The following is a 19,223-nucleotide window of genomic DNA, read 5'->3' on the forward strand; positions in this document are numbered from 1 at the left end:
TAAGAAGGGTTTGATATGAGCGACGGACAAGCCCGCCCTGTGAAGAAGGTCTTTTCCCTTGCGGCGTTCCTGGCTGTAGCGCTTGCCAGCCTGGGAATGGCGGGCTTCGCCTATGTCGCCTCCAAGGAGGCGGCCCGGTTCAAGTTCGAGGCGGTCGTGGACGACGCGATGAACCGCGTCGAGGGCCGCCTGGACCTGCAGCTTTCGCTCCTGCGTTCCACCCAGGCCTTCCTGCAGGCGCGGGGCGGGGAAATGTCGAGCGCGGAGTTCACCGCCTATTTCGCGGCGCTCGACGTCCCCGAGAATTTCAAGGGCCTGCACGGCATCGGGCTGCTCGGTCTCGACAAGCACGGAAATGAGCGTTCGCTGGAAAGCCGTATCGCGGAAGTCCACGGCAACGCGATGCCGATACACCCGCCTTCGACACAGCAGTGGCGCACGCCGGTTCTGCTGTACGAGCCGCTGCAGAGCAATCATCTCGACATGATCGGCTATGACATGTTCACCGATCCGGCGCGTCGTTCGGCCATCGAGCTGGCGGTGCAGTCGGGCGAGCCGCGGGCGACGGGGCGCGTGCTGCTGGGCAAGGAAAGCCACGGCAGCGATCTCGTGCCCGGCTTCCTGATCTTTGCCAGCATAGGCGGCATCTCCGGCCCGCAGGAAACGGCAGCCGACCCGGGCGCTGTCTCCGGCCTGGTCTATGTGGCGTTCCGCACCGGCGACCTCTTCCAGGCGGCAATGGGCGCCCCGCCGCACCTGCCGGTCGCCGCCGAGGTCTTCGACGGCACGGCAGAGGACAAGAACCTGTTCTACCGGTCAAGGGACGAACCGTCTGCGGCCTATGGCCGGGACTTCCAGGTGGTGCGGACCATTCTGTTGGGCGGACGCCCGTGGACGCTGCGCTTTCGCCCGACCAACGGCTTCTCCGAGCCGACCTCGCCCAGCATACCGGTAATGCTGGGCGTGGCGGGCCTGCTGCTGGCCGGCGCGATGGCGATGATTGCCCGCTACCAGGAGCGCGCCTATGAGGCGGCCTCGCAGCTTCACGCGACGACCGAGAAGAGCCTGCTGGAGCGGGAGCTGATGCTGCAGGAGATGAAGCACCGGATCAAGAACTCGATCAGCCGCGTGCTGGCGATCGCGCGCCAGACCGCCGTGCATTCGCAGAACCTCGACGAATTCTCCGCTTCCTTCTCCGACCGCCTGCAGGCGATGGCCGCCTCCCAGGACATGCTGACCCGCTCGCGCTGGCAAAAGGCCGACCTGCGCGAACTGGTGGAGATCGAGCTTAGGCAGGTCTTTGGCAAGGAGCTGCCGGATGAGATGCTGTCGGGCCCGCCCGTGCTGCTGGACGAGACGATGACCCAGGCTCTTGGCCTGACTTTCCACGAACTGGCCACCAATGCGCTGAAATATGGCGAGGTCGGCGAGTCGATGTCCGCCCTGACCGTCAGATGGTCGGTTTCGGAAGGGAGCGAAAGGCGCCTCCAGCTGGCATGGGCCGAACACTGCAGCAGGCCGATCGAGCTGCCCAACAGGGTCGGCTTCGGAACCAAGCTGATCGACATGAACATCGAACGCGAGCTGAACGGGACGATCCAGCGCAGCTATGGCCTGACGGGCCTGGAGGTAAAGATCGAGATTCCCCTGACGGATGCGCCGGAAAGCTTTTAGGCGGGACGATCAAGAGCCGTTAGAAGCCGGACATGGCGACCGCATCGGGTTCCGCCGCGTAGACGGATGCGGTCAGGCCTCCCTCCGGCGAAACGCTCCAGGCCAGCTGGGCATCCTCCTCCTCCATGGCCGGATCCACGGGCACGCATCGCGCGAACACGCGCGGCTTGCGGCCTTGCCAGTCCTGCAAGGCGAAGGGCAGCGCGCTTGCGCATTCCTCGGCGGTTTCGTACAGCGGCACCCGCGCCGGCAGCTCGCCGCATTGCTTCAGATCGCCCGAACAGCCGATGATCAGCAGCAGTGCAGCAACGTGTTCCATGGGGTGTCTCCCTTCCGCAGGGGAAACGACTGGAAGCGCCGCAAAGTTCCGCCGTCCGGGAATGAAAACCGTCACCCGTTCGTCGGAGATCGCCTGCGGAAATGGGGGAGGCTGGCCCGCCTATTCGATTTCGAAACTTTCGGCGGGGATCACCAGTTCGTAGCGGAGCCGACCGCTGTCCATCTGGAAGCTGGCTGCGCCGTTGAGCGAGGTGGGCACGACGCGCTCGAGCGTCACGCTGCCGAAGCGCTTCTCGTTGCGAGCCTGGTCGGCGCTGATCGCCTCCGTCCATGCAAGCGACAGCGAATTCTCGCCGTCGCCGTCCGGCACGAGCCTGGAGGCAACGGTGACGAAGCCGCCCGGCTTGGCGAGCGCGCCGTAATTGGCCGAATTGACTGCCAGTTCGTGCAGGGCGAGCCCGATATGCAGCGTGGCATTGGGATTGAGATAGGGGTTGATGCCCTCGAACACGACGGCATGCCTGATGTCGGCGCTGTAGCGGCCGACCTGGCTGAGCACGAGTTCGTGCAGGTCGGCGCCGCGCCAGTTGGACGACGTGACCAGGTCCTGCGACGCGGCGAGCGATTGCAGGCGGCCGCGAAAGCGCGACAGGAAGGTTTCGATCGAGCCCGAATAGCGGCCAGTCTGAGTGGCGATGCTCTGGATGATGGCGAGAAGGTTCTTCGAGCGGTGGCTGAGTTCGCGCAGCAGCGCCCGCAGCGTCTGCTCCCGGCGCCTGTGCTCGGTTATGTCCACTGCGGTGGTGATGAGGCCCTGGACAGGCCTCTCGGGGCCTTCCCTGTCGGGATCGATCCAGATTTCGAACCATCTGGCGCCTTCGTCCTGCGGAACGCGGATTTCCAGCCGCATCGGCTTGCCGCTTTCAAGGACGGCTCGCTTGGCTGCGGCCATGCGTTCGGCCTGGATGGCGGGCAGGAAGTCGGCGTCGGTCTTGCCGGCCGCAGCGTCGGAGGTCCAGGAACTGGGGAGGTTGTGAGCCCACAGCACGCGAAGGTTATTGTCCTGGTAGATCGCGGCCACGCCGGCATTGTGCATGGCCTGAACGAGCCCGCGGGCGACAACCGGCGCTTTCGGATTGGCGGTCTGCCTTTCCTTGCCGTCTTTCCCTTGCCCGCTGGCCGTTGTGATCATCGTCCAACTATCCCCAGCGCAGGTTGAACGATTTCAATCTGTGATGGGTTTCCCGCTAGATACCCTTGGTAGGCTTGTGCTCTCGAATGCTTCCCCCGGACCGCCTCCGCCCGCGTAGCGGACGGAGGCCTTCCCGCTAGGCCCTGCGGAAAAGACCGGCTATCAGCGAGATTACAAGGAACGCCAGGAAAATGAAGAAAAGAATTTGTGCGATACCAGCCGACGTACCGGCTATTCCGCCGAAGCCCAGGGCACCGGCGATAATGGCGACTACGAGAAATACGAGGGCCCAATACAGCATCTTTCATCTCCCTTTCGTAATGCTGGAGAAACGTGCACGCACGCGCTTGGTTCCAATCGCGCCCTTATAGCGAAAAAGGCCGCCACGGGGACGGCCTTTTCAACATGTCTGTGCCGGAGGCTCTCAGGCCGCGGCCTTGGCCTGGCGATCGAAGAAAAGTGCCTGGCTTATCAAGGCCTTGACCATTTCCGGGTTGAACGGCTTGGTAACAAGGAAGGCAGGCTCGGGGCGTTCGCCGGTGAGCAGGCGCTCCGGGAAGGCGGTGATGAAGATCACCGGCACCGGGGTGGCGGCGAGAATCTCGTTGACCGCGTCGATGCCGGAGCTGCCGTCGGCGAGCTGGATGTCGGCCAGTACCATTTTCGGCCGCGCCTTGGCGAACATCTCGATCGCCTCGGCATGGGTGCGCGCCGTTCCCACGACGCGGTGGCCGAGGCTCTCGACCATCTGCTCAATGTCCATCGCGATCAGCGGCTCGTCCTCGATGATGAGGATGTCGGTTGCGACCTGGCGCGAGATCTCGTTGCTGGCCTGCGACAGCAGGTCGGCGAACTCCGCCTCGTTGACGCCGAGGATTTCGGCCGCCTCCTCGTGCGTGAAGCCTTCCACGGTGACCAGCAGGAACGCCTGTCGCGGCAGCGGTGACAGCGCCGTCAGATTGGCCGCGGCGCGCTGCTCCCAGGCCGATTCCGCCTTTTCCTGCGGCACGCGGATGGCAACCGACGTGAAGAGGCTGGCGAAGACCTTGTAGAGCGCGATGCGATCGCTGGATGCTTTGGGAAAGATGCTTACATCTGCGATGATGGCTTCGAGCACGGCCGCCACCAGGGCGTCGCCGCTTTGCTGCGATCCGGAGACCGCCCGTGAGAAGCGCCGCAGATAGGGCAGATGGGGGGAGATGGTAGCGGATAGACTCATGATAGGATGTTTCCCTCGCATGACCTCAGAATTGATAATTTGAAACACCAGGAGGTTCAACGACGCACATCCCAAAAAGTTCCGCTCGATTGGAACGAATCTGGCCGATGGGCGTTAGAAACAAAATTGGGCAGCCGGGGAGCGGCTTCGTGCGCTTTGCTTTCAGGAAGATGACGAGCCGCTCGGTGGGTAGAACGGGACAAAACTACAGCATGACAAAACAGCAGACTGCCGCCTTGCACCAGGAGGGCTCGGGCGACCCACTGGGGGCAAATTCAGAAATTGGCCGCAAACTGAAGCAATATTATGATCAGCTGATAACTGACGAGGTGCCGGAGCGTTTCACCCAGTTGCTGTTGCAGCTGGAGGAAACGGAGCCTCTTCAGAAAGGGAAGGGTTGATCCGCATGGCCGTTTCTCCCGCCTTCAAGAAGGATCTGCTCGGAGCAATTCCAAACCTGCGCGCTTTCGCGGTCTCTCTCACCCAGAATGCCGACAAGGCCGACGATCTGGTGCAGGAGACGCTGGTCAAGGCCTGGGACAAGCACGAGAGCTTCCAGATGGGAACGAACCTCAAGGCCTGGCTCTTCACCATCCTTCGCAATGAATTCTATTCGCAGATGCGCAAGCGCGGGCGCGAGGTTCAGGACAGCGACGGCGTGATGACCGAGCGGTTGGCGGTGCATCCCAGCCAGCACGGCCTGCTCGACCTCAAGGACTTTCGCGGGGCGCTGGAGCAACTGCCTCAGGACCAGCGCGAGGCCATCATTCTCATAGGCGCCTCCGGATTCTCCTATGAGGAGGCTGCGGAGATTTGCGGCTGCGCGGTCGGAACCATCAAGAGCCGGGTGAGCCGCGCCCGAAACAGGCTCCAGGAAATCCTCGACATCTCCGGCGAGGCCGAATACGGCCCCGACGCGATTTCTGCGCAGGTGACCGGGTCGAACGCCGCCTGAGGCGGCCGCACTCGGCGTCTAAGCATGGGAGCCTGCGGGCTCCTGCGCGCGTTTGCGCGCACGCGCCGCATGGCCCCGTTCAGTGCAGTTCATGCCGGAACTTTGCGGCAGGCAAGCCGTTACCAACTCGTCACCAACAAGGAGTTGAAACATGGCTGCAGCCCCAGGCAAAACCGACAAGGCCCAGACCGAAACCGGCATGAGCCCCGAACTGGAAGCCAGCACAAGCGCCGACCTGGGCGTCGGCACGAGCGCCGAGCTGGATGCAGACATCCGCCAGTTGCGTGCGGACATCGCCAGGCTGACTGCACAGCTGAACCTCACCGGCGAGCATACCTACAGCACGGCGCGGCGCGCCGCGCGCGAGGGCGTGGAACAGTTGCGCCAGCAAGGCGAGGCCGCGATGGAGGGCCTGCGCAGCAACGCCCGGGACATAGAGGAGCAGCTGATGGCCACGGTGCGCGAGAAGCCGGTCACTTCGCTGGCGGTCGCGGCGGGCCTTGGTTATCTGCTTGCGCTGATGTCGCGTCGCTAGAGTTCGGACCTGCGTTTAACCATTTTTGACGAGATCAGTCGGTCCTGTTTTAGGCCGCGACGGAGGGGGAAGAGTGATGATCGCATCGCTGATCGCCAGTTTCGCTTCCGGCGAAACAATGCATGTGTTGCGCCGCGCACGCCGCGCGGCGATCGCTTTCTTGCTGGCCGGTGCCGCCATCCTGTGCGCGCTCGGCTTTTTCATCGGTGCCGGTTACATCTGGACCGCCCGCAGGCTGGGATCGCTGGAGGCGACCCTGGCCTTCGGCGTCGGCTTCCTGGTGCTGGCCGGCATCGTGCTGCTCATCCACAAGCTGATGGGCGATGGCGGGCGCCGCCAGCGCGAAATCCGGCGCCGCAACAAGGAGCTGACAGCGGTGGCTGCCGCGTCGGCGCTTGCCGTGCTGCCCACATTGCTGCGCAGCCGGGCCGGGGTGGGGGTTCTTCTCATGCCGGCGGCGGCGTTGCTGGCCCACGCCATCTATCGCGAGAACGCGGCCCGGCCTCCAAGAGATACAGGTCCCCGAGGCGAGGGCTGAGCGACCGCACCCGCGCGGCAAGCGGCGGCGCCCACGGCGCCGCCAGTCAAAGCAATGTTTCGTCCAGGGGCATGGAGATCTCCGCCCGCACGCCTTCGGGCAGGAATTCGTGCCTCACTTCGCTGGACAGGATCTTGGACAGGCTGCGCCGGATGAGGATGGAGCCGAAGCCGTGGCGGCGCGGCTGCTCGACGCGCCGGCCGCCGCTTTCCGTCCAGGTCAGCACCAGACGCCTGGAGAGCCGGCCGCGCTCGATCTCCCAAACCAGATCCACCACGCCTTCCGGGCTGGCGAGCGCGCCGTGCTTCAGCGCATTGCTGCCGAGTTCGTGCAGGATGAGGCCGAGCCCCAGCGCCTGGTCGGGCGACAGCAGCAGGTGCTCGCCCGAAACCCTGATGCGTGGGTTTTCGGCGTCGTCGAAAGGCATCACCTCCAGCCGGACAAGCTCGGAAAGGGCGATGCCGCGCCATTCATAATCGGACAGGAGGTTGTGCGCCATGCCGAGCGCGCGCAGGCGGGCGCTGAAGGCCTCGAGGAACTCGCCGGGCTTTTGCGCGTGGCGCACGGTCTGCGTGGCCAGCGCCTGCACCGTGGCCAACGTGTTCTTGACCCGGTGGTTGAGTTCGCGCAGCAGCAGGCGCTGGCGCTCTTCGGCGGCCTTTCGCTCGCTGATGTCGAAATTGACGCCGAAGACCAGGGTCGGCTCGCCGTTCTCGTCGCGTTCGATGACGCGGCCGCGCGCGGCCAGCCAGCGCGTGGGATGCACGCCGGCGATGCGGTATTCGCCTATATAGTCCTGGCCGCTCGCCAGAGCGGCGCGGAATTCCGCCTCGGCCTTCTTGACGTCGCGGCGGTCGATGGCGCGGAAGATGCGACGGGCGGTGAGGCGCGAGGAGGCCGGCAGGTCCAGAAGTTCGGCAAACAGCGCGTCGCATTCTATGGTGTCGGTGCGCACGTCCCAGGCCCAGCTGGCCAGTGACGACGCTTCCACCGCAACCACGCGGCGCTCCATCTCACGGGCAAGCGCTGCCTGGGCCGCCAGGCCGGCGTGGTTTTCCTCTTTCAGCTTGAACAGGCTGGCGGCCAGGGCGGCGAGCGCCTGCAACTGCTCGAGAAGCGCTTCGTCGGGCCGCGGCCGCGGCACGGTGTCCACGACGCATAATGTGCCGATGGGCTGCCCCGAGACAACGATGGGCACGCCTGCATAGAAACGCACGCGCTTGCCGGTGACCAGCGGGTTCACCGCAAAGCGCGGGTCGGCGCTGGCATCGGGCACGACCAGTACCTCGTCGCCGGCGATGGTGTGGGCGCAGAAGGACAGTTCGACGGGTAGTTCGGCATCTTCCATGCCGACGCAGGACCGGAACCACTGGCGTTGGGCGTCGACAAGGCTGATGAAGGCGACGGGCGTTTCCATCAGCGAGGCGGCAAGCCCGGTCAGGCGGTCGAAATCGGCGTCGCCTGCCGCATCGAGCACGTCGAGGCCGCGCAGCACCGCGTTCCGCCGGTCGTCATTCACCGCCAGCAGAACGTCGGTTGGCAACTTCTGTGCTGTGTTCAGTGTGCCCCGCACGCTCAGTCCTCTTCCGTAGCATTTCTATGCCTGTGAGGCAGGCTTGAAAAGTGCTTCCGGCTGCAAACGGAGCAGCGGACGGACAGAGAGAGGCTGAAGGTCAATTTTCCATTCCGGCGGATGTGCGTGCGGCGAGCCTGGTGGGGACGGCGATGGCAGTTTTGCGGAGGTGCGCTTGTCATGCGCGGCGTGCCGTCAAGCACGACAACGAAATGCATTTTCCGGTCTCCAAACGCGTGGAAGGGCAGGCCGTCCCCGACCCGCCCAATTGAAACTTTGCCTGCGGAAAATGCGGAAGCCGGCGAATGGTTCCGCCCGTTTGGACGAGTGCGACAACCTGCCCGGCGGCACGGCCGCCAGGAAAAAATTCGGAACCAGCCCTTTGGTCACGACGTTGTGAACACGTGATGCCGCGCCTGGTGTTCCCTGCCACGGTCAGACCAAGCGCGGCAGTGCATAGGGTTCACGCACAAGGAGAGATTATCATGTTTCGCAACCTCTTGGCTACGACCGCCATCGCCGCGCTTCTGACGACCGCTGCCCATGCCCAGGAGACGATGACGCCGGCGCCGGCCCGCCCCGCGCCGACGGAAGGCGTTACGCAGGCGGCCCCGGTGGAACGGGCTGATGGACATCTCGCCAGCGCCATCATCGGCGAGACCGTCTATAACGGCACGGAGAGCAACGCCCAGAACATCGGCAAGGTCAATGACCTGGTGATTTCGCCCAACGGCACGGTCGATGCGATCGTGATCGGCGTGGGCGGTTTCCTCGGCATTGGCGAGAAATATGTGGCTGTGGCCTATTCGGATGCCAGTTGGGCCGCGAAGGACGGCGACCAGTGGCTGGTGGTGAACACCAGCAAGGAGCAGCTGGAGGCACTGCCCGAGTTCGACCGCCGCGCCTATGAGGCCGCGCCGGCCAGCAGCAGCGTGTCGCAGGCCCCGGCTGCCGACTCGACCACAGTCGATCCGACCACGACGGCGGCCTACGACAAGTCGCGGATGACCAAGGTGCCGGTGGGCGAGATCCGCTCCACCGACCTGACCGGGACCACCGTCTATGGTGCCGAGGACGCCAAGGTGGGCGAGATCGGCGACGTGGTGCTTTCGGGTGACGGCAAGGTCGACGCGGTGGTGATCGACGTGGGCGGTTTCCTCGGCATTGGCGAGAAGGAGGTCGCCGTCGGCATGGATAACCTGGCCTTCATGGCCGACAAGGACGGCAAGAAATATCTCTACACGGACTTCACCAAGGACCAGCTCGAAGCCCAGCCGGCCTATGACAAGAGCACCTATACGCAGAAGCGCGACGAGCAGCGCATGATCATCGTCGAGTAGTGTGCCTGTGCCCACTGCCGGGTAGCGACGAGGCCCGCGCCGGGAACGGCGCGGGCCTTTCTGCGTCAGGGCGTGTAGGTCAGCGCGCCGCGGTCCGTGAGCTCGACCAGCGCCAGCGACTGGTCGAGATGGCGGGCGCGCCAGGAAAGCAGGCGCTCGGCGAATTCCAGCCTGACAGAGGCGAAAGCCGGGTCGCTCGCCAGGTTGCGAAGCTCTCCGGGGTCTTCCAGCAGATCGAACAGCAGGGGCGGCAGGCCGCCGCCGAAATGGACGTATTTGAACCGTTCCGAACGGATCACGGCGAGGTTGCAATCGCGCGGGCCGATGCCGAAATGCCGCTCGGCGGTGCCCTTCGAAACCGAGCGGAAATCGAACTCCCAATGCGCCGCGTCGCGCCAGTTTTTCGGCGCCTCTCCCTCGATGAATGGTTTCAGCGAGCTTCCGTCGAGGTGGGGCGGCACGTGCTGGTCCAGAAGGTCGAGCAGCGTCGGCATGACATCCACCGCTTCGGTGAAATGCTCGACCTGCGTGCCCGCGGCCTGCCGGCGCGACGGGTCGCGGACGATCAGCGGGATATGAAAACTCTGGTCGTGAAAACCGCCCTTGCCGAGCATGAAGTGGTCGCCAAGCATCTCGGCGTGATCGGAGGTCAGCACGATGATGGTGTTTTCCCACGCACCAGCCGCTTTCAGGGCTGCCCAAAGGCGGCCGAGCTGCGCGTCCACCTCCGAGATCATGCCGTAATAGAGCGCGCGGATGCGGCGGTAGTTTTGGTCTCCCCAGTTGCGCACCTTACCTTCTGCGCCGGGGATGAATTTGGAGCGTTTCTGGTTCTCGTATTCATAGGCGAGGTAGGGGTGCGTTGCCGCTTCCTCTTCCCAATCCTTCGCTTGATGGAAGGTCGGGCCGTCGGCCGGATCATACATCGTGTTATAGGGTTCGGGCACGATGAAGGGCGGATGCGGGCTGATGAAGGAAAGATGCGCGAACCAGCTTTGCGCTTCCTCCTGCTCGCCGAGCCAGCGGATGAACTCGCCGGCGATGAAGGCCGTCGGCGTCTCGTCCTTCGAATAGACGGGCGGGGCGTTGGTCACGTCGTCTCCGGCAACTCTGTCGGCGGGGCGATGGATGTCGGGGCTGCCGGCGCTGGTGTCGATGCCGCGCCCTGCCAGCCAGGACAGCCACTGCTTCTGGTGCTCCGGCAAGAGCTGGCGCACCGAAAAACCCGGCAGCACGCCCTCATAGCTGCGCAGGAAAGGGTCGCCGGGAGGCAGGATGGTCGGGTCTGGCGAGACGTCGGTGTAGCCGAACAGCGTCGGGTCATAGCCCAGGCGGCGGGCGGCGAGCGCGATGTTGTCGTGGCGCGCGCCGAGCGGCGTGCCGTTGCGGCAGACGCGGTTGTTCATCTGGTAGAGGCCGGTATAGAGGCAGGCGCGCGCCGGCGAGCAGGGGGCAGCGCCCCCATAGTGCCGGCGAAACAGCACGCCCTCGGCGGCGAGCGCGTCGGCATTGGGCGTCTTCACCACGCCATGCCCGGCCGCCGAAAGGCATTCGCCGCGCCACTGGTCGCAGGTGATTAGAAGAATGTTCGGACGATTGCCTTTGCGTGCCACGCGCGCTTCCCCCATCATGCGTCGTGCACATGGAGCCGAATTTCTGGCACGGCGCAAGCGAAGCTTTCATGAAGCTATGAACGCTTTGGCGCTATCGTTCGATAACCGAAGACAGTCCATTCTGCGCCCGGGCTCTTCCCCTTTGTGCCGCTTGACCGACATATGGGGCAACACATGCAGCGGGGCTGCACAGCGAAAGGGAACCTGGACATGCTGGACCAGATCAAGGGCCTGCATCACGTCACTTCGATGGCCAAGGATGCACGCCAGAACAATGACTTCTTCACCCACAAGCTCGGCCTGCGCCGCGTGAAGAAGACGGTGAATTTCGACGCGCCCGACGTCTACCACCTTTACTATGCCGACGAGGTGGGCACGCCGGGCACGGTGATGACCTATTTCCCCTTCCCGAACATCGGCCAGGGAAGGCGCGGCACCGGCGAGGTCGGCACCACGGTCTATTCCGTGCCACAAGGCACGCTCGACTTCTGGGAGAAGCGCTTTGCCGAACAGGGCGTGACCGGGCTGAAGCGCGAAACGCTGTTCGGCCAGAACCGGCTCGTTTTCGACGGACCAGACGGCGACAGCTTTGCCCTCGTGGAGGTCAGGGACGACAAGCGGCTGCCCTGGCTGAAAGGCGGCGTGCCGGAGGATGACGCCATCCACGGCTTCCATTCGGTATCGCTGCGGCTGAAGGATGGCGGCGCGACCGGGGAACTGTTGAAGTTCATGGGCTACGAGGAGGTCGACACCGCCGGCAATGTGAAGCGGCTGGCGGTGAAGGATGGCAACGGTGCCGATTTCGTCGACATCGAGACCTTGCCCGGCGTGCCCTATGCCGATCTCGGTGCGGGCTCGGTGCACCATGTGGCCTTCGCGGTGGAGAACCGCACCAAGCAGCTGGAGGTGCGCAAGGCGCTGATGGACACGGGCTACCAGGTGACGCCGGTGATCGACCGCGACTATTTCTGGGCGATCTATTTCCGCACCCCCGGCGGCGTGCTGTTCGAGGTGGCGACCAACGAGCCCGGCTTCGACCGCGACGAGGACACGGCGCATCTGGGCGAGGCGCTGAAGCTGCCGAGCCAGCATGCGCATCTGCGCCCGTGGCTGGAAAAGCACCTGCAGCCGCTGGGCGACTGAAGGCCGTTGAGACGGACCGGGCCATGAAGCCCGCACAGGAGAACGACATGGCAAAGGACAGCTACATCTACACGCAGTTGCCCGGCAAGAAGAACGGCCCGCTGCTGTTCCTCTTCCACGGTACCGGCGGCGACGAAAACCAGATGCCCGGCCTTGCGCTGGACCTGCTGCCCGGCGCGGCGGCGATCTCGCCGCGCGGCGACGTTTCGGAATTCGGCTCCGCCCGGTTCTTCCGCCGCACCGGTGAGGGCGTCTACGATATGGACGACCTTGCCGCGCGCACGGCGAAGATGGGCGATTTCGTGAAGGCGCATGTGGAGGCGGCCAGGCCGTCGTCGGTCATCGGCATCGGCTTTTCCAACGGCGCCAACATCCTGGCATCGCTGATCTTCGCCGAGCCGCAGCTGTTCGACGCAGCGATCCTGATGCACCCGCTGATCCCGTTCGAGCCCGAGGTGAAGGGCAGCCTTGCGGGAAAACGCATCCTGATCACCGCCGGGCGCCATGACCCGATCTGCCCGCCGGAACTGACTTCGCGGCTCGACAGCTATTTGCGCGCCGACGGCGCCGATGTCACACTCGAATGGCACGAGGGCGGCCACGAGATGCGGCAGAACGAGCTTGTCGCGGCCAGGGATTTTCTGGCGCCCTATCGCCTGGCGCAGGCCGAACAGGAGGTGCGGACATGACCGACAATACGCTTGAGATTCAGCTGGAAGAGACCGGCAGCAAAGGCCGCTATGTGCTGCGCGGGCCGGACGGCGCTGAGGCGGAACTGACCTTTACGCGCGTTGGCGAGCACCGGATGATCATCGACCACACCGGCGTGCCGGACATCTTTCGTGGCCAAAGGATCGGCCTGATGCTGCTGACCCGCGCCATCGAGGACGCCCGCGCAGCGGGCAAGAAGATCATTCCGCTCTGCCCCTTCGCCCACGCCCAGTTCCGCCACCACCCCGAATGGGCGGATGTGCTGGAAGGGTAAGAGCGCGGCACGGCCAAGGGCAATTGCATTTGAAATGACCCCCACCCCTAACCCCTCCCCACAAGGGGGAGGGGAACGATCTCGTAGCCCTTGCCATCCAAAACGGTGAGAGTTGGTGCCGGGCAGACATGCAGCAAAGTTCCCCTCCCCCTTGTGGGGAGGGGTTAGGGGTGGGGGTTCAAAGCCAAAGCTGACACCTCAACCCCGCTTCCCTTCCTCCATCCGCTTCAGCCAGTCCTTGCCGACGCCGCGGTCGCGGATGATTGGCAGCGGGTCTGTCGCGTCGAGGCGCGAGCAGATGCGGTAGACCTCCAGCGTCTCGGCATCCATGTCGCCGTGCTTGTGGAACCACATGGCGGCCGCGTAGCGCGCGCGACCCGACCATTCCTCGCCCAGCGGCGTGTTTACCAGCCGCCACTGTTCCGCGAATTCGGCGACGTTCATGCTCAGAACTCCGCTGGCGGGCTCGCGGTGCGGCGGTCGAGTTTAATGAAGGGCCGCTGCACCACCTTCGCCCGCTTCATCAGCCGCTCGTATTTCAGCTCACGCATGGCGTAGATCTCGACCCAGAGGTCGTCGGTAACCGTATCGCCATAGGGCCGGGCGAGGCTCGCCAGGGCGATGTTTCGCTTGGCCATTGGCGACCAGATGGCCGCACTCACCAGCCCGACCTCCTTCTTCTGCCGATGATAGACGATGGCATGTTCGGCGGGAATGTTGCCCTCGATTTCCAGCCCGACCAGAACGTGCTGCAGCGTGCCCTTGGCGCGCGCCCCAGCGATGGCGCGGCGGCCGTTGAAATGGCCCTTTTCGAGATCGACCATGAAGCCCAGCCCGATCTCGTCGGGCATGCGCACCCGGTCGGCGCGGATGGCGTGTTCGGCGGTGACGAAATCGGCATTGGCGACGATCAGCCCGGCCTCCAGCCGCGCGCGGTTCAGCGCGGTGTAGCCGATGGCGCGGATTCCTCGCGACTGCCCGGCCTGCCAGAGACGATCCCAGAGGCTCAGCGCGAGCCGCGTTTCGATGAACAGCTCGTAGCCCAGATCGCCCGTAAAACCGGTGCGGGAGATGGTGACGCTGCCGTCCTCATGCGGGAATTCGGCAAGGTCGAAGATTTTTAGCCGCTCCACGCCCGCAAAGCCCGCCTCGCGTAGGATGGCGAAGGAGGTCGGGCCCTGCAGGGCGAGCGCGGCGACCGCCTCGGTTTCTTCCGAGACGGTGACGTCGAAGCCGATGGCGCTGTCGAGCAGCCAGGGCAGATGCCGCTCTTGGCAGCAGAGCCGGAAACGGTTTGGCGCGAGGCGAAACAGCGTGCCGTCGTCCAGAACACGGCCGGCATCGTCGCACCAGGCGGTGTAGTGGACGCGGCCGGGTTTCAGCTTGGTCACGTCGCGCAAGGTGACGCGGTTGAGGAAGCTTTCGGCATCCGAACCCTCGACGCGATATTTCGTCATCGGCGAGATGTCGAACAGCGCCGCCTGGCTGCGAATAGCAAAATATTCCAGCTCCTCGTCCCACAGCGAGGCGGGCGCGCGATACCCGCCCCAGTCGTACCAGTCATTGGTCTTCATCAACGCGTCGATGCGCGGCTGGAACGGCGTGTCGAGGCGCAACGTGCGGAAGTGGAGCTGGGCGGGAGAGTGGGCTGAAGGCAATTTGGGCATCTGGTTCATGGCCACACTCCTTCACACCCCCCTCCGCCCTGCCGGGCATCTCCCCCACAAGGGGGGAGATTGGATGTCTCGTCGGTTTCTGCCAATCTCCAACGTCGCAAAAGAAGCGGTGCGGCTGCGGCCAGCTGATCTCCCCCCTTGTGGGGGAGATGCCCGGCAGGGCAGGGGGGGGTAACGCAAGGCGCGACGCCTGCTGCTATCATGTGCATATCTATCCCCTCATCTCGATGATGCGCCGCGCTGCGTTGAGGCCCGGTACGCCGGAAATGCCGCCGCCCGGATGCGAGCCGGCGCCGCACAGGAACAGCCCGTCCACCGGCGTGTCGTAGCCGGCAGCACCCAAGGCGGGGCGCGACATCAGCATCTGGTCGGCCTGCAACTCGCCATGGTGCCAGTGGCCGCCGGGCATGCGGTAGCGCGCTTCGAGGTCGGCGGGCGTCAAGAGTTCGGCGTGGCGAACCAGCTTGCCGATGCCCGGCGCGTAGAGTTCGAGCTGGGCCATGATGGCGGCCAGAAACTTCGGCTTGCCCTCCTCCCAGCCTTCCTTCAGCGCATAGGGCGCATCTTGAACGATGGCCGAAAGCACGCAGGCACCGCTCGGCGCAAGGGTGGGGTCGGACAGGCTCGGAAGCGTGATCTCAATCACCGGCTCGGGAGAAAACTCGCCATACTTTGCCGGATTGAAGGCGCGTTCGACATGGTCGGACGAGTGTGCGATCACGAGGCGGCCGCGATGGCCGGCGGCATCGACGCCCGCAAATTCCGGCGGCCGGTCGAGCGCCAGATGAAGCTTGGCCGCATTACCCTTCATGCGGATGTTTTTTATGCGCCGGACGAAACCGGTGTCGATCTCGCGCGTGCCGACGAGGTCCAAAAAAGTGCTGCGCGGGTTGATGGCCGAGACGATCGTGCGGGCACGGATTTCCTCGCCGCCGTCGAGCGCGACACCGGCGGCGCGGCCCTCTTCGACGAGGATTTTTGCCACAGGCGCCTCAGTGCGGATGCTGACCCCGGCAGCCTCTGCCGCGCGCAGGATGCTTGCGACCACCGCGCCCATGCCGCCGGCCGGCAGCGCCTGTGCGCCCGTCTGGCCGCCGATCTCGCCGGCAAGGCGATAATAGAGGCCGAGCAGCGAGGTGGGTGAGCGGGGCCCGAGATGGCTGCCGAGCGTGGCGTCGAAGGCCAGCAGGCCCTTCAGCCGGTCGTCGTCCAGATGTTCGTCGGCAACGTCCGAAACGTTCATCAGCAGCATGCGCAGGAAATCGCGCATGTCCTCCTTGCCGAGCCGGCACAGCGACAGGCCGGTCATGGCGAAGGCCGAGGTCTCCATCAGCGACATGTTGCCGAGATCGGGTGGCCGGCGCGCGAGCAGCGGCTTCAGGATGCCGGCATAACGCAGGAGCTGCGCCCGCAATTCCTGCCACGCCGCGGCTTCCGAGGCCGAGGCGCCGGAGAGGCTTTCGCCATAGGCGCCATGAAGGGTGAGCGGCTTGCCGTCGCGCGACAGCGCAACGCTGGGAGCAAGCTGGATACCCCCACCCCTAACCCCTCCCCACAGGGGGGAGGGGGATATTGGCCCTGGTTCCGCCATCGCCGTCGAAGGCTGGCGCTGGACGGAGCCGGCAGCAGGTTCCCCTCCCCCTTGTGGGGAGGGGTTAGGGGTGGGGGTGCCTCCAGAGAAAACGAGCCCATGCTTCTCCAGCTCCAGCGTCTTCACCACTTCAGGGTGCAGGCGGTTCAGCAAGTGTGCGGGTGCTGCGCGAAAGCCGGGCGCGAACTCTTCGGTGCGGGCCGCGCCGCCGATCTCGCCGGCGGCCTCCAGCACCAGCACCTTGCGACCGCTCTTGGCCAGGGTTGCTGCGGCGACAAGACCGTTGTGGCCGCCGCCGATGACGATTGCATCAAATGACGTCATGGGCCGGGCTCATATGCTTGGTGGGGCGGGAGAGGTCGCGCAGGATTTCGCCCGCCGCGTTACGGCCGGGCGCCCCCATCACGCCGCCGCCGGGATGGGTGGAGGAGCCGCAAATGTAGAGCCCGTCGATGGGCGAGCGGTATTGCGCGTAGCCGGGCACCGGGCGGTTGAACAGCAACTGGTCGAAGGTCAGCTCGCCCTGGAAAATGTTGCCTTCGGTGAGGCCGACTTCCGCTTCCAGTTCGCGCGGCGTGCGCACTTCCATGTGCACGATGCGATCGCGAAAACGGGGCGAATAGTCGGCGATCTGCGAGACGACCGTCTCGGCGAAGGCGTCGCGGTCGGCGTCGGTCCAGTCGCGGCCTTCCACCTTGGGCGGGCAATATTGCACGAAGCAGCTCATGAAATGCTTGCCGGGCGGAGCCATGGTCGGGTCGAGCATGGTGGGCATCATCATGTCGAGGAAGGGGTCCGCCGACCAGCGCCCGGCCTTCCAGTCGTCATAGCCGCGCTCCATGCGCTCGACCGAGTCGGTGAAGTGCATGTCGCCGCGATAGCAGGGCGAATCCTTCGGCAAAGCGGGGAATTCCGGCATCGAATCCAGCGCGATGTTCACCTTGCCCGACGAGCCGCGCATCTTGAAGTTTTTGACACGGCGCAGGAAGGTATCCGGCAGTTCCTTCTCCTCGACGAGCTTGAGGAAAGTGCGCTTCACGTCGGCGTTGGAGACCACGAGCCTGCCGAAGATCTCCTCCCCGCCGGCCAGGACCAGCCCTCGCGCCTTGCCGTTCTTCACCAGCACCTGCTCCACTTCCGCGCCGGTGCGGATGGTGCCGCCGGACGCGCGAAAACTGTCGGCCAGAGCTTTCGTCACCGCGCCCATGCCGCCGCGCGCATAGCCCCAAGCGCCGACCGAACCATCCACCTCGCCCATATAGTGGTGCAGCAGCACATAGGCCGTGCCGGGTGACATGGGGCCGAGCGCGGTGCCGATGATGCCCGAGAGCGCGAAATTGGCCTTGATGACGTCGGTCTCGAAATATTCGTCGAGGAAGTCGGAGATCGACATGGTCCAGAAGCGCAGCGTGTCGGCCATTTCGGCGGCGCCAAGCCCGGCGAATTTCTTGCCGAGGTAGATGAGTTCGCCGATGTCGCGCGGGCGAAAACTGGTCGGATCGGGGGCGGTGCGCATCAAGAGCGGCTGGATGAAGCGGCACTGCCGCGTCACGTCGCGGGCGTAGCGGTCATAGGCCTCGGCGTCGCGGGCGGAAAAGCGCGCGAATTCGCGGCGGTGGGCGTGGTGGTCGCGGTAGTTGGCGAGATAGTCGCCATCTCGGGTGAACACCGCGCCGCCCTCATAGGAGATGACCTGCAGGCCGAAGCGCGGCAGCTCGAGGTCGCGCATGATCTCGGGCCGGAATAGCGAGCAGACATAGGAACAGTTGGAGTAGAGGAAGCCGGGCGTGAGCGAGCGGCTGGTGGCGGCGCCGCCGATCCAGTCGTTCTTCTCCACAACGAGCACGTCGAGCCCGGCGCGCTGGAGATAGCAGGCGTTGACGAGCCCGTTGTGCCCGGCGCCGATGACGATGGCGTCCCAAGTCTTCATTCCGGTTCCCGCTCTTGTTTTCTTTTTCACAAGTCTGGCACGAGGGCCTGGATGCTGTCCAGCCATTTTGAATGAATGTTCAACAAATGAGCGTTGCGTTTTGCGGCAAGTGGAGTAGTCTTCGGAAAATTTCGACGTTGGACTTTTCCGCTTGGAGGGGTGGGGCAATGATCGAAACGGCCAGTGCAGAGCCGGAATATGACGACACCGCCATCCGCTTCCTGGAGGCGCTGTGGGGCGAGGGTTATCTGTCGCCCGGCGGGCCGGAGGAGGTGGATCGGGTGGTCGAAGGCTTGTCGCTGGCGGGGAAGAAAATCCTCGACATCGGCTGCGGGGCTGGCGGCATCGCGCTGCATCTGGTGGAGAGGCACGGCGCGGCGCATGTGACCGGCTTCGACGTCGAGGCGCCGGTGCTGGAAGTCGCGCGCGGGCGGGCCGAGAAGCGCGGCCTTTCCGATCGCGTCTCCTTTGTGCAGGCGCCGCCCGGCCCGCTGCCTTTCGCGGATGCAACTTTCGACGTTGTCTTCTCCAAGGATGCGCTGCTGCACGTTCCGGACAAGCAGGCGCTGTTTGCCGAGATTTTTCGCGTGCTGAAGCCAGGCGGGGTTTTTGCCGCCTCGAACTGGATGATCGGCCATGACGGCGAGCCGTCGCCCGAGATGAAAGCCTATGTGGCGGCGGAGGGCTTGAGCTTTGCCATGCGCTCGCCCACGCATTATCGCAAGGCGATGGAGGCGGCGGGCTTCCGCGACATCACCGTGACCGACCGCAACCCGTGGTATCGCGAGGTGGCGCGCGGCGAGCTCGAAAGGCTGAAAGGCCCGCTCTATGCACCGGTCGCGGCGGTGGTGGGCGCTGCCTATGTCGACAGGAACATCACAACCTGGGAGGCCATGCAAAAGGTGCTTGACAGTGGGGAGCACCGCCCCACTCATCTGCGCGGATGGAAGCCGGACGAGGGTCGTTAGCCGGCGATGTGG

Annotated in this window: 20 protein-coding genes; 10 read left to right on the top strand and 10 right to left on the bottom strand. The window is 64.9% G+C overall.

The genetic code is table 11. The features are described from left to right. Positions 1 to 15 precede the first annotated feature (15 nt). A complete protein-coding gene (locus ABLE86_RS17705) occupies positions 16 to 1,674 on the top strand; it encodes a CHASE domain-containing protein (RefSeq protein WP_348780293.1) in 1,659 nt (552 codons plus the stop codon). A 19-nt stretch (positions 1,675 to 1,693) separates the two neighbouring features. Here the strand turns inward: ABLE86_RS17705 and ABLE86_RS17710 are convergent, their stop codons facing one another. The 4 genes from ABLE86_RS17710 to ABLE86_RS17725 form a co-directional block, all read right to left on the bottom strand. Then, on the bottom strand, positions 1,694 to 1,993 hold the full coding sequence (locus tag ABLE86_RS17710; protein WP_348780294.1) for a hypothetical protein: 300 nt from the start codon (positions 1,991 to 1,993) through the stop codon (positions 1,694 to 1,696). A gap of 120 nt (positions 1,994 to 2,113) precedes the next feature. After that, positions 2,114 to 3,145: an HWE histidine kinase domain-containing protein gene (locus ABLE86_RS17715; RefSeq protein ID WP_348780295.1), complete on the bottom strand. Its 1,032-nt coding sequence runs from the start codon at positions 3,143 to 3,145 to the stop codon at positions 2,114 to 2,116. A 136-nt stretch (positions 3,146 to 3,281) separates the two neighbouring features. Beyond that, on the bottom strand, positions 3,282 to 3,446 hold the full coding sequence (locus ABLE86_RS17720) for a DUF1328 domain-containing protein (RefSeq protein ID WP_018429836.1): 165 nt from the start codon (positions 3,444 to 3,446) through the stop codon (positions 3,282 to 3,284). Positions 3,447 to 3,569: 123 nt separating this feature from the next. Further along, a complete protein-coding gene (locus tag ABLE86_RS17725) occupies positions 3,570 to 4,364 on the bottom strand; it encodes a response regulator (protein ID WP_348780296.1) in 795 nt (264 codons plus the stop codon). Between the two features lie 212 nt (positions 4,365 to 4,576). On the opposite strand from ABLE86_RS17725, the gene ABLE86_RS17730 reads away from it, so the two are divergent. The 4 genes from ABLE86_RS17730 (at position 4,577) to ABLE86_RS17745 (ending at position 6,392) form a co-directional block, all read left to right on the top strand. After that, the gene (locus ABLE86_RS17730; protein WP_348780439.1) at positions 4,577 to 4,765 is read left to right on the top strand and encodes a NepR family anti-sigma factor; all 189 of its coding nucleotides are present in this window, start codon (positions 4,577 to 4,579) and stop codon (positions 4,763 to 4,765) included. A gap of 5 nt (positions 4,766 to 4,770) precedes the next feature. Continuing rightward, complete coding sequence (locus tag ABLE86_RS17735; protein WP_348780297.1) at positions 4,771 to 5,319, top strand: RNA polymerase sigma factor; 549 nt, start codon at positions 4,771 to 4,773, stop codon at positions 5,317 to 5,319. Between the two features lie 199 nt (positions 5,320 to 5,518). Continuing rightward, entirely contained in the window at positions 5,519 to 5,854 is a 336-nt protein-coding gene (locus ABLE86_RS17740) for a hypothetical protein (RefSeq protein ID WP_348780440.1), read from the top strand. Between the two features lie 76 nt (positions 5,855 to 5,930). Further along, positions 5,931 to 6,392: a hypothetical protein gene (locus ABLE86_RS17745; RefSeq protein ID WP_348780298.1), complete on the top strand. Its 462-nt coding sequence runs from the start codon at positions 5,931 to 5,933 to the stop codon at positions 6,390 to 6,392. 46 nt (positions 6,393 to 6,438) lie between these two features. Here ABLE86_RS17745 and ABLE86_RS17750 read toward each other — a convergent pair whose 3' ends face one another. Then, positions 6,439 to 7,965, bottom strand: coding sequence for an HWE histidine kinase domain-containing protein (locus tag ABLE86_RS17750; RefSeq protein WP_348780299.1), 1,527 nt, complete (start codon positions 7,963 to 7,965; stop codon positions 6,439 to 6,441). Positions 7,966 to 8,450: 485 nt separating this feature from the next. Here ABLE86_RS17750 and ABLE86_RS17755 point away from each other — a divergent pair, with 485 nt between their 5' ends. Next, entirely contained in the window at positions 8,451 to 9,305 is an 855-nt protein-coding gene (locus tag ABLE86_RS17755) for a PRC-barrel domain-containing protein (RefSeq protein ID WP_348780300.1), read from the top strand. A 65-nt stretch (positions 9,306 to 9,370) separates the two neighbouring features. Here the strand turns inward: ABLE86_RS17755 and ABLE86_RS17760 are convergent, their stop codons facing one another. Next, positions 9,371 to 10,918: an alkaline phosphatase family protein gene (locus tag ABLE86_RS17760; protein WP_348780301.1), complete on the bottom strand. Its 1,548-nt coding sequence runs from the start codon at positions 10,916 to 10,918 to the stop codon at positions 9,371 to 9,373. A gap of 210 nt (positions 10,919 to 11,128) precedes the next feature. Here ABLE86_RS17760 and ABLE86_RS17765 point away from each other — a divergent pair, with 210 nt between their 5' ends. Genes ABLE86_RS17765 through ABLE86_RS17775 form a run of 3 tightly spaced genes read left to right on the top strand, consistent with a single transcriptional unit; the run spans position 11,129 to position 13,046 of the window. Then, complete coding sequence (locus tag ABLE86_RS17765) at positions 11,129 to 12,061, top strand: VOC family protein (RefSeq protein WP_348780302.1); 933 nt, start codon at positions 11,129 to 11,131, stop codon at positions 12,059 to 12,061. Positions 12,062 to 12,108: 47 nt separating this feature from the next. Further along, positions 12,109 to 12,750, top strand: a complete 642-nt coding sequence (locus tag ABLE86_RS17770; protein ID WP_348780441.1) for an alpha/beta hydrolase — start codon at positions 12,109 to 12,111, stop codon at positions 12,748 to 12,750. Continuing rightward, on the top strand, positions 12,747 to 13,046 hold the full coding sequence (locus ABLE86_RS17775; protein WP_348780303.1) for a GNAT family N-acetyltransferase: 300 nt from the start codon (positions 12,747 to 12,749) through the stop codon (positions 13,044 to 13,046). The genes ABLE86_RS17770 and ABLE86_RS17775 overlap by 4 nt, the downstream gene beginning before the upstream one ends. Positions 13,047 to 13,244: 198 nt before the next feature. Here ABLE86_RS17775 and ABLE86_RS17780 read toward each other — a convergent pair whose 3' ends face one another. From ABLE86_RS17780 to ABLE86_RS17795, 4 genes are all read right to left on the bottom strand, one after another. Beyond that, entirely contained in the window at positions 13,245 to 13,490 is a 246-nt protein-coding gene (locus ABLE86_RS17780; protein ID WP_348780304.1) for a hypothetical protein, read from the bottom strand. A gap of 2 nt (positions 13,491 to 13,492) precedes the next feature. Next, positions 13,493 to 14,713, bottom strand: a complete 1,221-nt coding sequence (locus ABLE86_RS17785) for an aminomethyltransferase family protein (RefSeq protein ID WP_348780442.1) — start codon at positions 14,711 to 14,713, stop codon at positions 13,493 to 13,495. Between the two features lie 220 nt (positions 14,714 to 14,933). After that, on the bottom strand, positions 14,934 to 16,637 hold the full coding sequence (locus ABLE86_RS17790; protein WP_348780305.1) for an NAD(P)/FAD-dependent oxidoreductase: 1,704 nt from the start codon (positions 16,635 to 16,637) through the stop codon (positions 14,934 to 14,936). Beyond that, on the bottom strand, positions 16,624 to 18,243 hold the full coding sequence (locus ABLE86_RS17795) for an NAD(P)/FAD-dependent oxidoreductase (RefSeq protein WP_348780306.1): 1,620 nt from the start codon (positions 18,241 to 18,243) through the stop codon (positions 16,624 to 16,626). The genes ABLE86_RS17790 and ABLE86_RS17795 overlap by 14 nt, the downstream gene beginning before the upstream one ends. 167 nt (positions 18,244 to 18,410) lie before the next feature. Here ABLE86_RS17795 and ABLE86_RS17800 point away from each other — a divergent pair, with 167 nt between their 5' ends. Then, the gene (locus tag ABLE86_RS17800; protein ID WP_348780307.1) at positions 18,411 to 19,211 is read left to right on the top strand and encodes a methyltransferase domain-containing protein; all 801 of its coding nucleotides are present in this window, start codon (positions 18,411 to 18,413) and stop codon (positions 19,209 to 19,211) included. Positions 19,212 to 19,223: the final 12 nt, after the last annotated feature.

It is taken from the genome of Mesorhizobium sp. KR2-14 (assembly GCF_040049255.1).
Classification (GTDB): domain Bacteria; phylum Pseudomonadota; class Alphaproteobacteria; order Rhizobiales; family Rhizobiaceae; genus Pseudaminobacter.

Excerpts from the sequence above, each read along its gene's own strand:
- ABLE86_RS17705 (WP_348780293.1), top strand. The coding sequence starts at position 16 with ATGAGCGACGGACAAGCCCGCCCTGTGAAGAAGGTCTTTTCCCTTGCG.
- ABLE86_RS17710 (WP_348780294.1), bottom strand. The coding sequence starts at position 1,993 with ATGGAACACGTTGCTGCACTGCTGCTGATCATCGGCTGTTCGGGCGAT.
- ABLE86_RS17715 (WP_348780295.1), bottom strand. The coding sequence starts at position 3,145 with ATGATCACAACGGCCAGCGGGCAAGGGAAAGACGGCAAGGAAAGGCAG.
- ABLE86_RS17720 (WP_018429836.1), bottom strand. The coding sequence starts at position 3,446 with ATGCTGTATTGGGCCCTCGTATTTCTCGTAGTCGCCATTATCGCCGGT.
- ABLE86_RS17725 (WP_348780296.1), bottom strand. The coding sequence starts at position 4,364 with ATGAGTCTATCCGCTACCATCTCCCCCCATCTGCCCTATCTGCGGCGC.
- ABLE86_RS17730 (WP_348780439.1), top strand. The coding sequence starts at position 4,577 with ATGACAAAACAGCAGACTGCCGCCTTGCACCAGGAGGGCTCGGGCGAC.
- ABLE86_RS17735 (WP_348780297.1), top strand. The coding sequence starts at position 4,771 with ATGGCCGTTTCTCCCGCCTTCAAGAAGGATCTGCTCGGAGCAATTCCA.
- ABLE86_RS17740 (WP_348780440.1), top strand. The coding sequence starts at position 5,519 with ATGAGCCCCGAACTGGAAGCCAGCACAAGCGCCGACCTGGGCGTCGGC.
- ABLE86_RS17745 (WP_348780298.1), top strand. The coding sequence starts at position 5,931 with ATGATCGCATCGCTGATCGCCAGTTTCGCTTCCGGCGAAACAATGCAT.
- ABLE86_RS17755 (WP_348780300.1), top strand. The coding sequence starts at position 8,451 with ATGTTTCGCAACCTCTTGGCTACGACCGCCATCGCCGCGCTTCTGACG.
- ABLE86_RS17765 (WP_348780302.1), top strand. The coding sequence starts at position 11,129 with ATGCTGGACCAGATCAAGGGCCTGCATCACGTCACTTCGATGGCCAAG.
- ABLE86_RS17770 (WP_348780441.1), top strand. The coding sequence starts at position 12,109 with ATGGCAAAGGACAGCTACATCTACACGCAGTTGCCCGGCAAGAAGAAC.
- ABLE86_RS17775 (WP_348780303.1), top strand. The coding sequence starts at position 12,747 with ATGACCGACAATACGCTTGAGATTCAGCTGGAAGAGACCGGCAGCAAA.
- ABLE86_RS17780 (WP_348780304.1), bottom strand. The coding sequence starts at position 13,490 with ATGAACGTCGCCGAATTCGCGGAACAGTGGCGGCTGGTAAACACGCCG.
- ABLE86_RS17785 (WP_348780442.1), bottom strand. The coding sequence starts at position 14,713 with ATGCCCAAATTGCCTTCAGCCCACTCTCCCGCCCAGCTCCACTTCCGC.
- ABLE86_RS17790 (WP_348780305.1), bottom strand. The coding sequence starts at position 16,637 with ATGACGTCATTTGATGCAATCGTCATCGGCGGCGGCCACAACGGTCTT.
- ABLE86_RS17795 (WP_348780306.1), bottom strand. The coding sequence starts at position 18,243 with ATGAAGACTTGGGACGCCATCGTCATCGGCGCCGGGCACAACGGGCTC.
- ABLE86_RS17800 (WP_348780307.1), top strand. The coding sequence starts at position 18,411 with ATGATCGAAACGGCCAGTGCAGAGCCGGAATATGACGACACCGCCATC.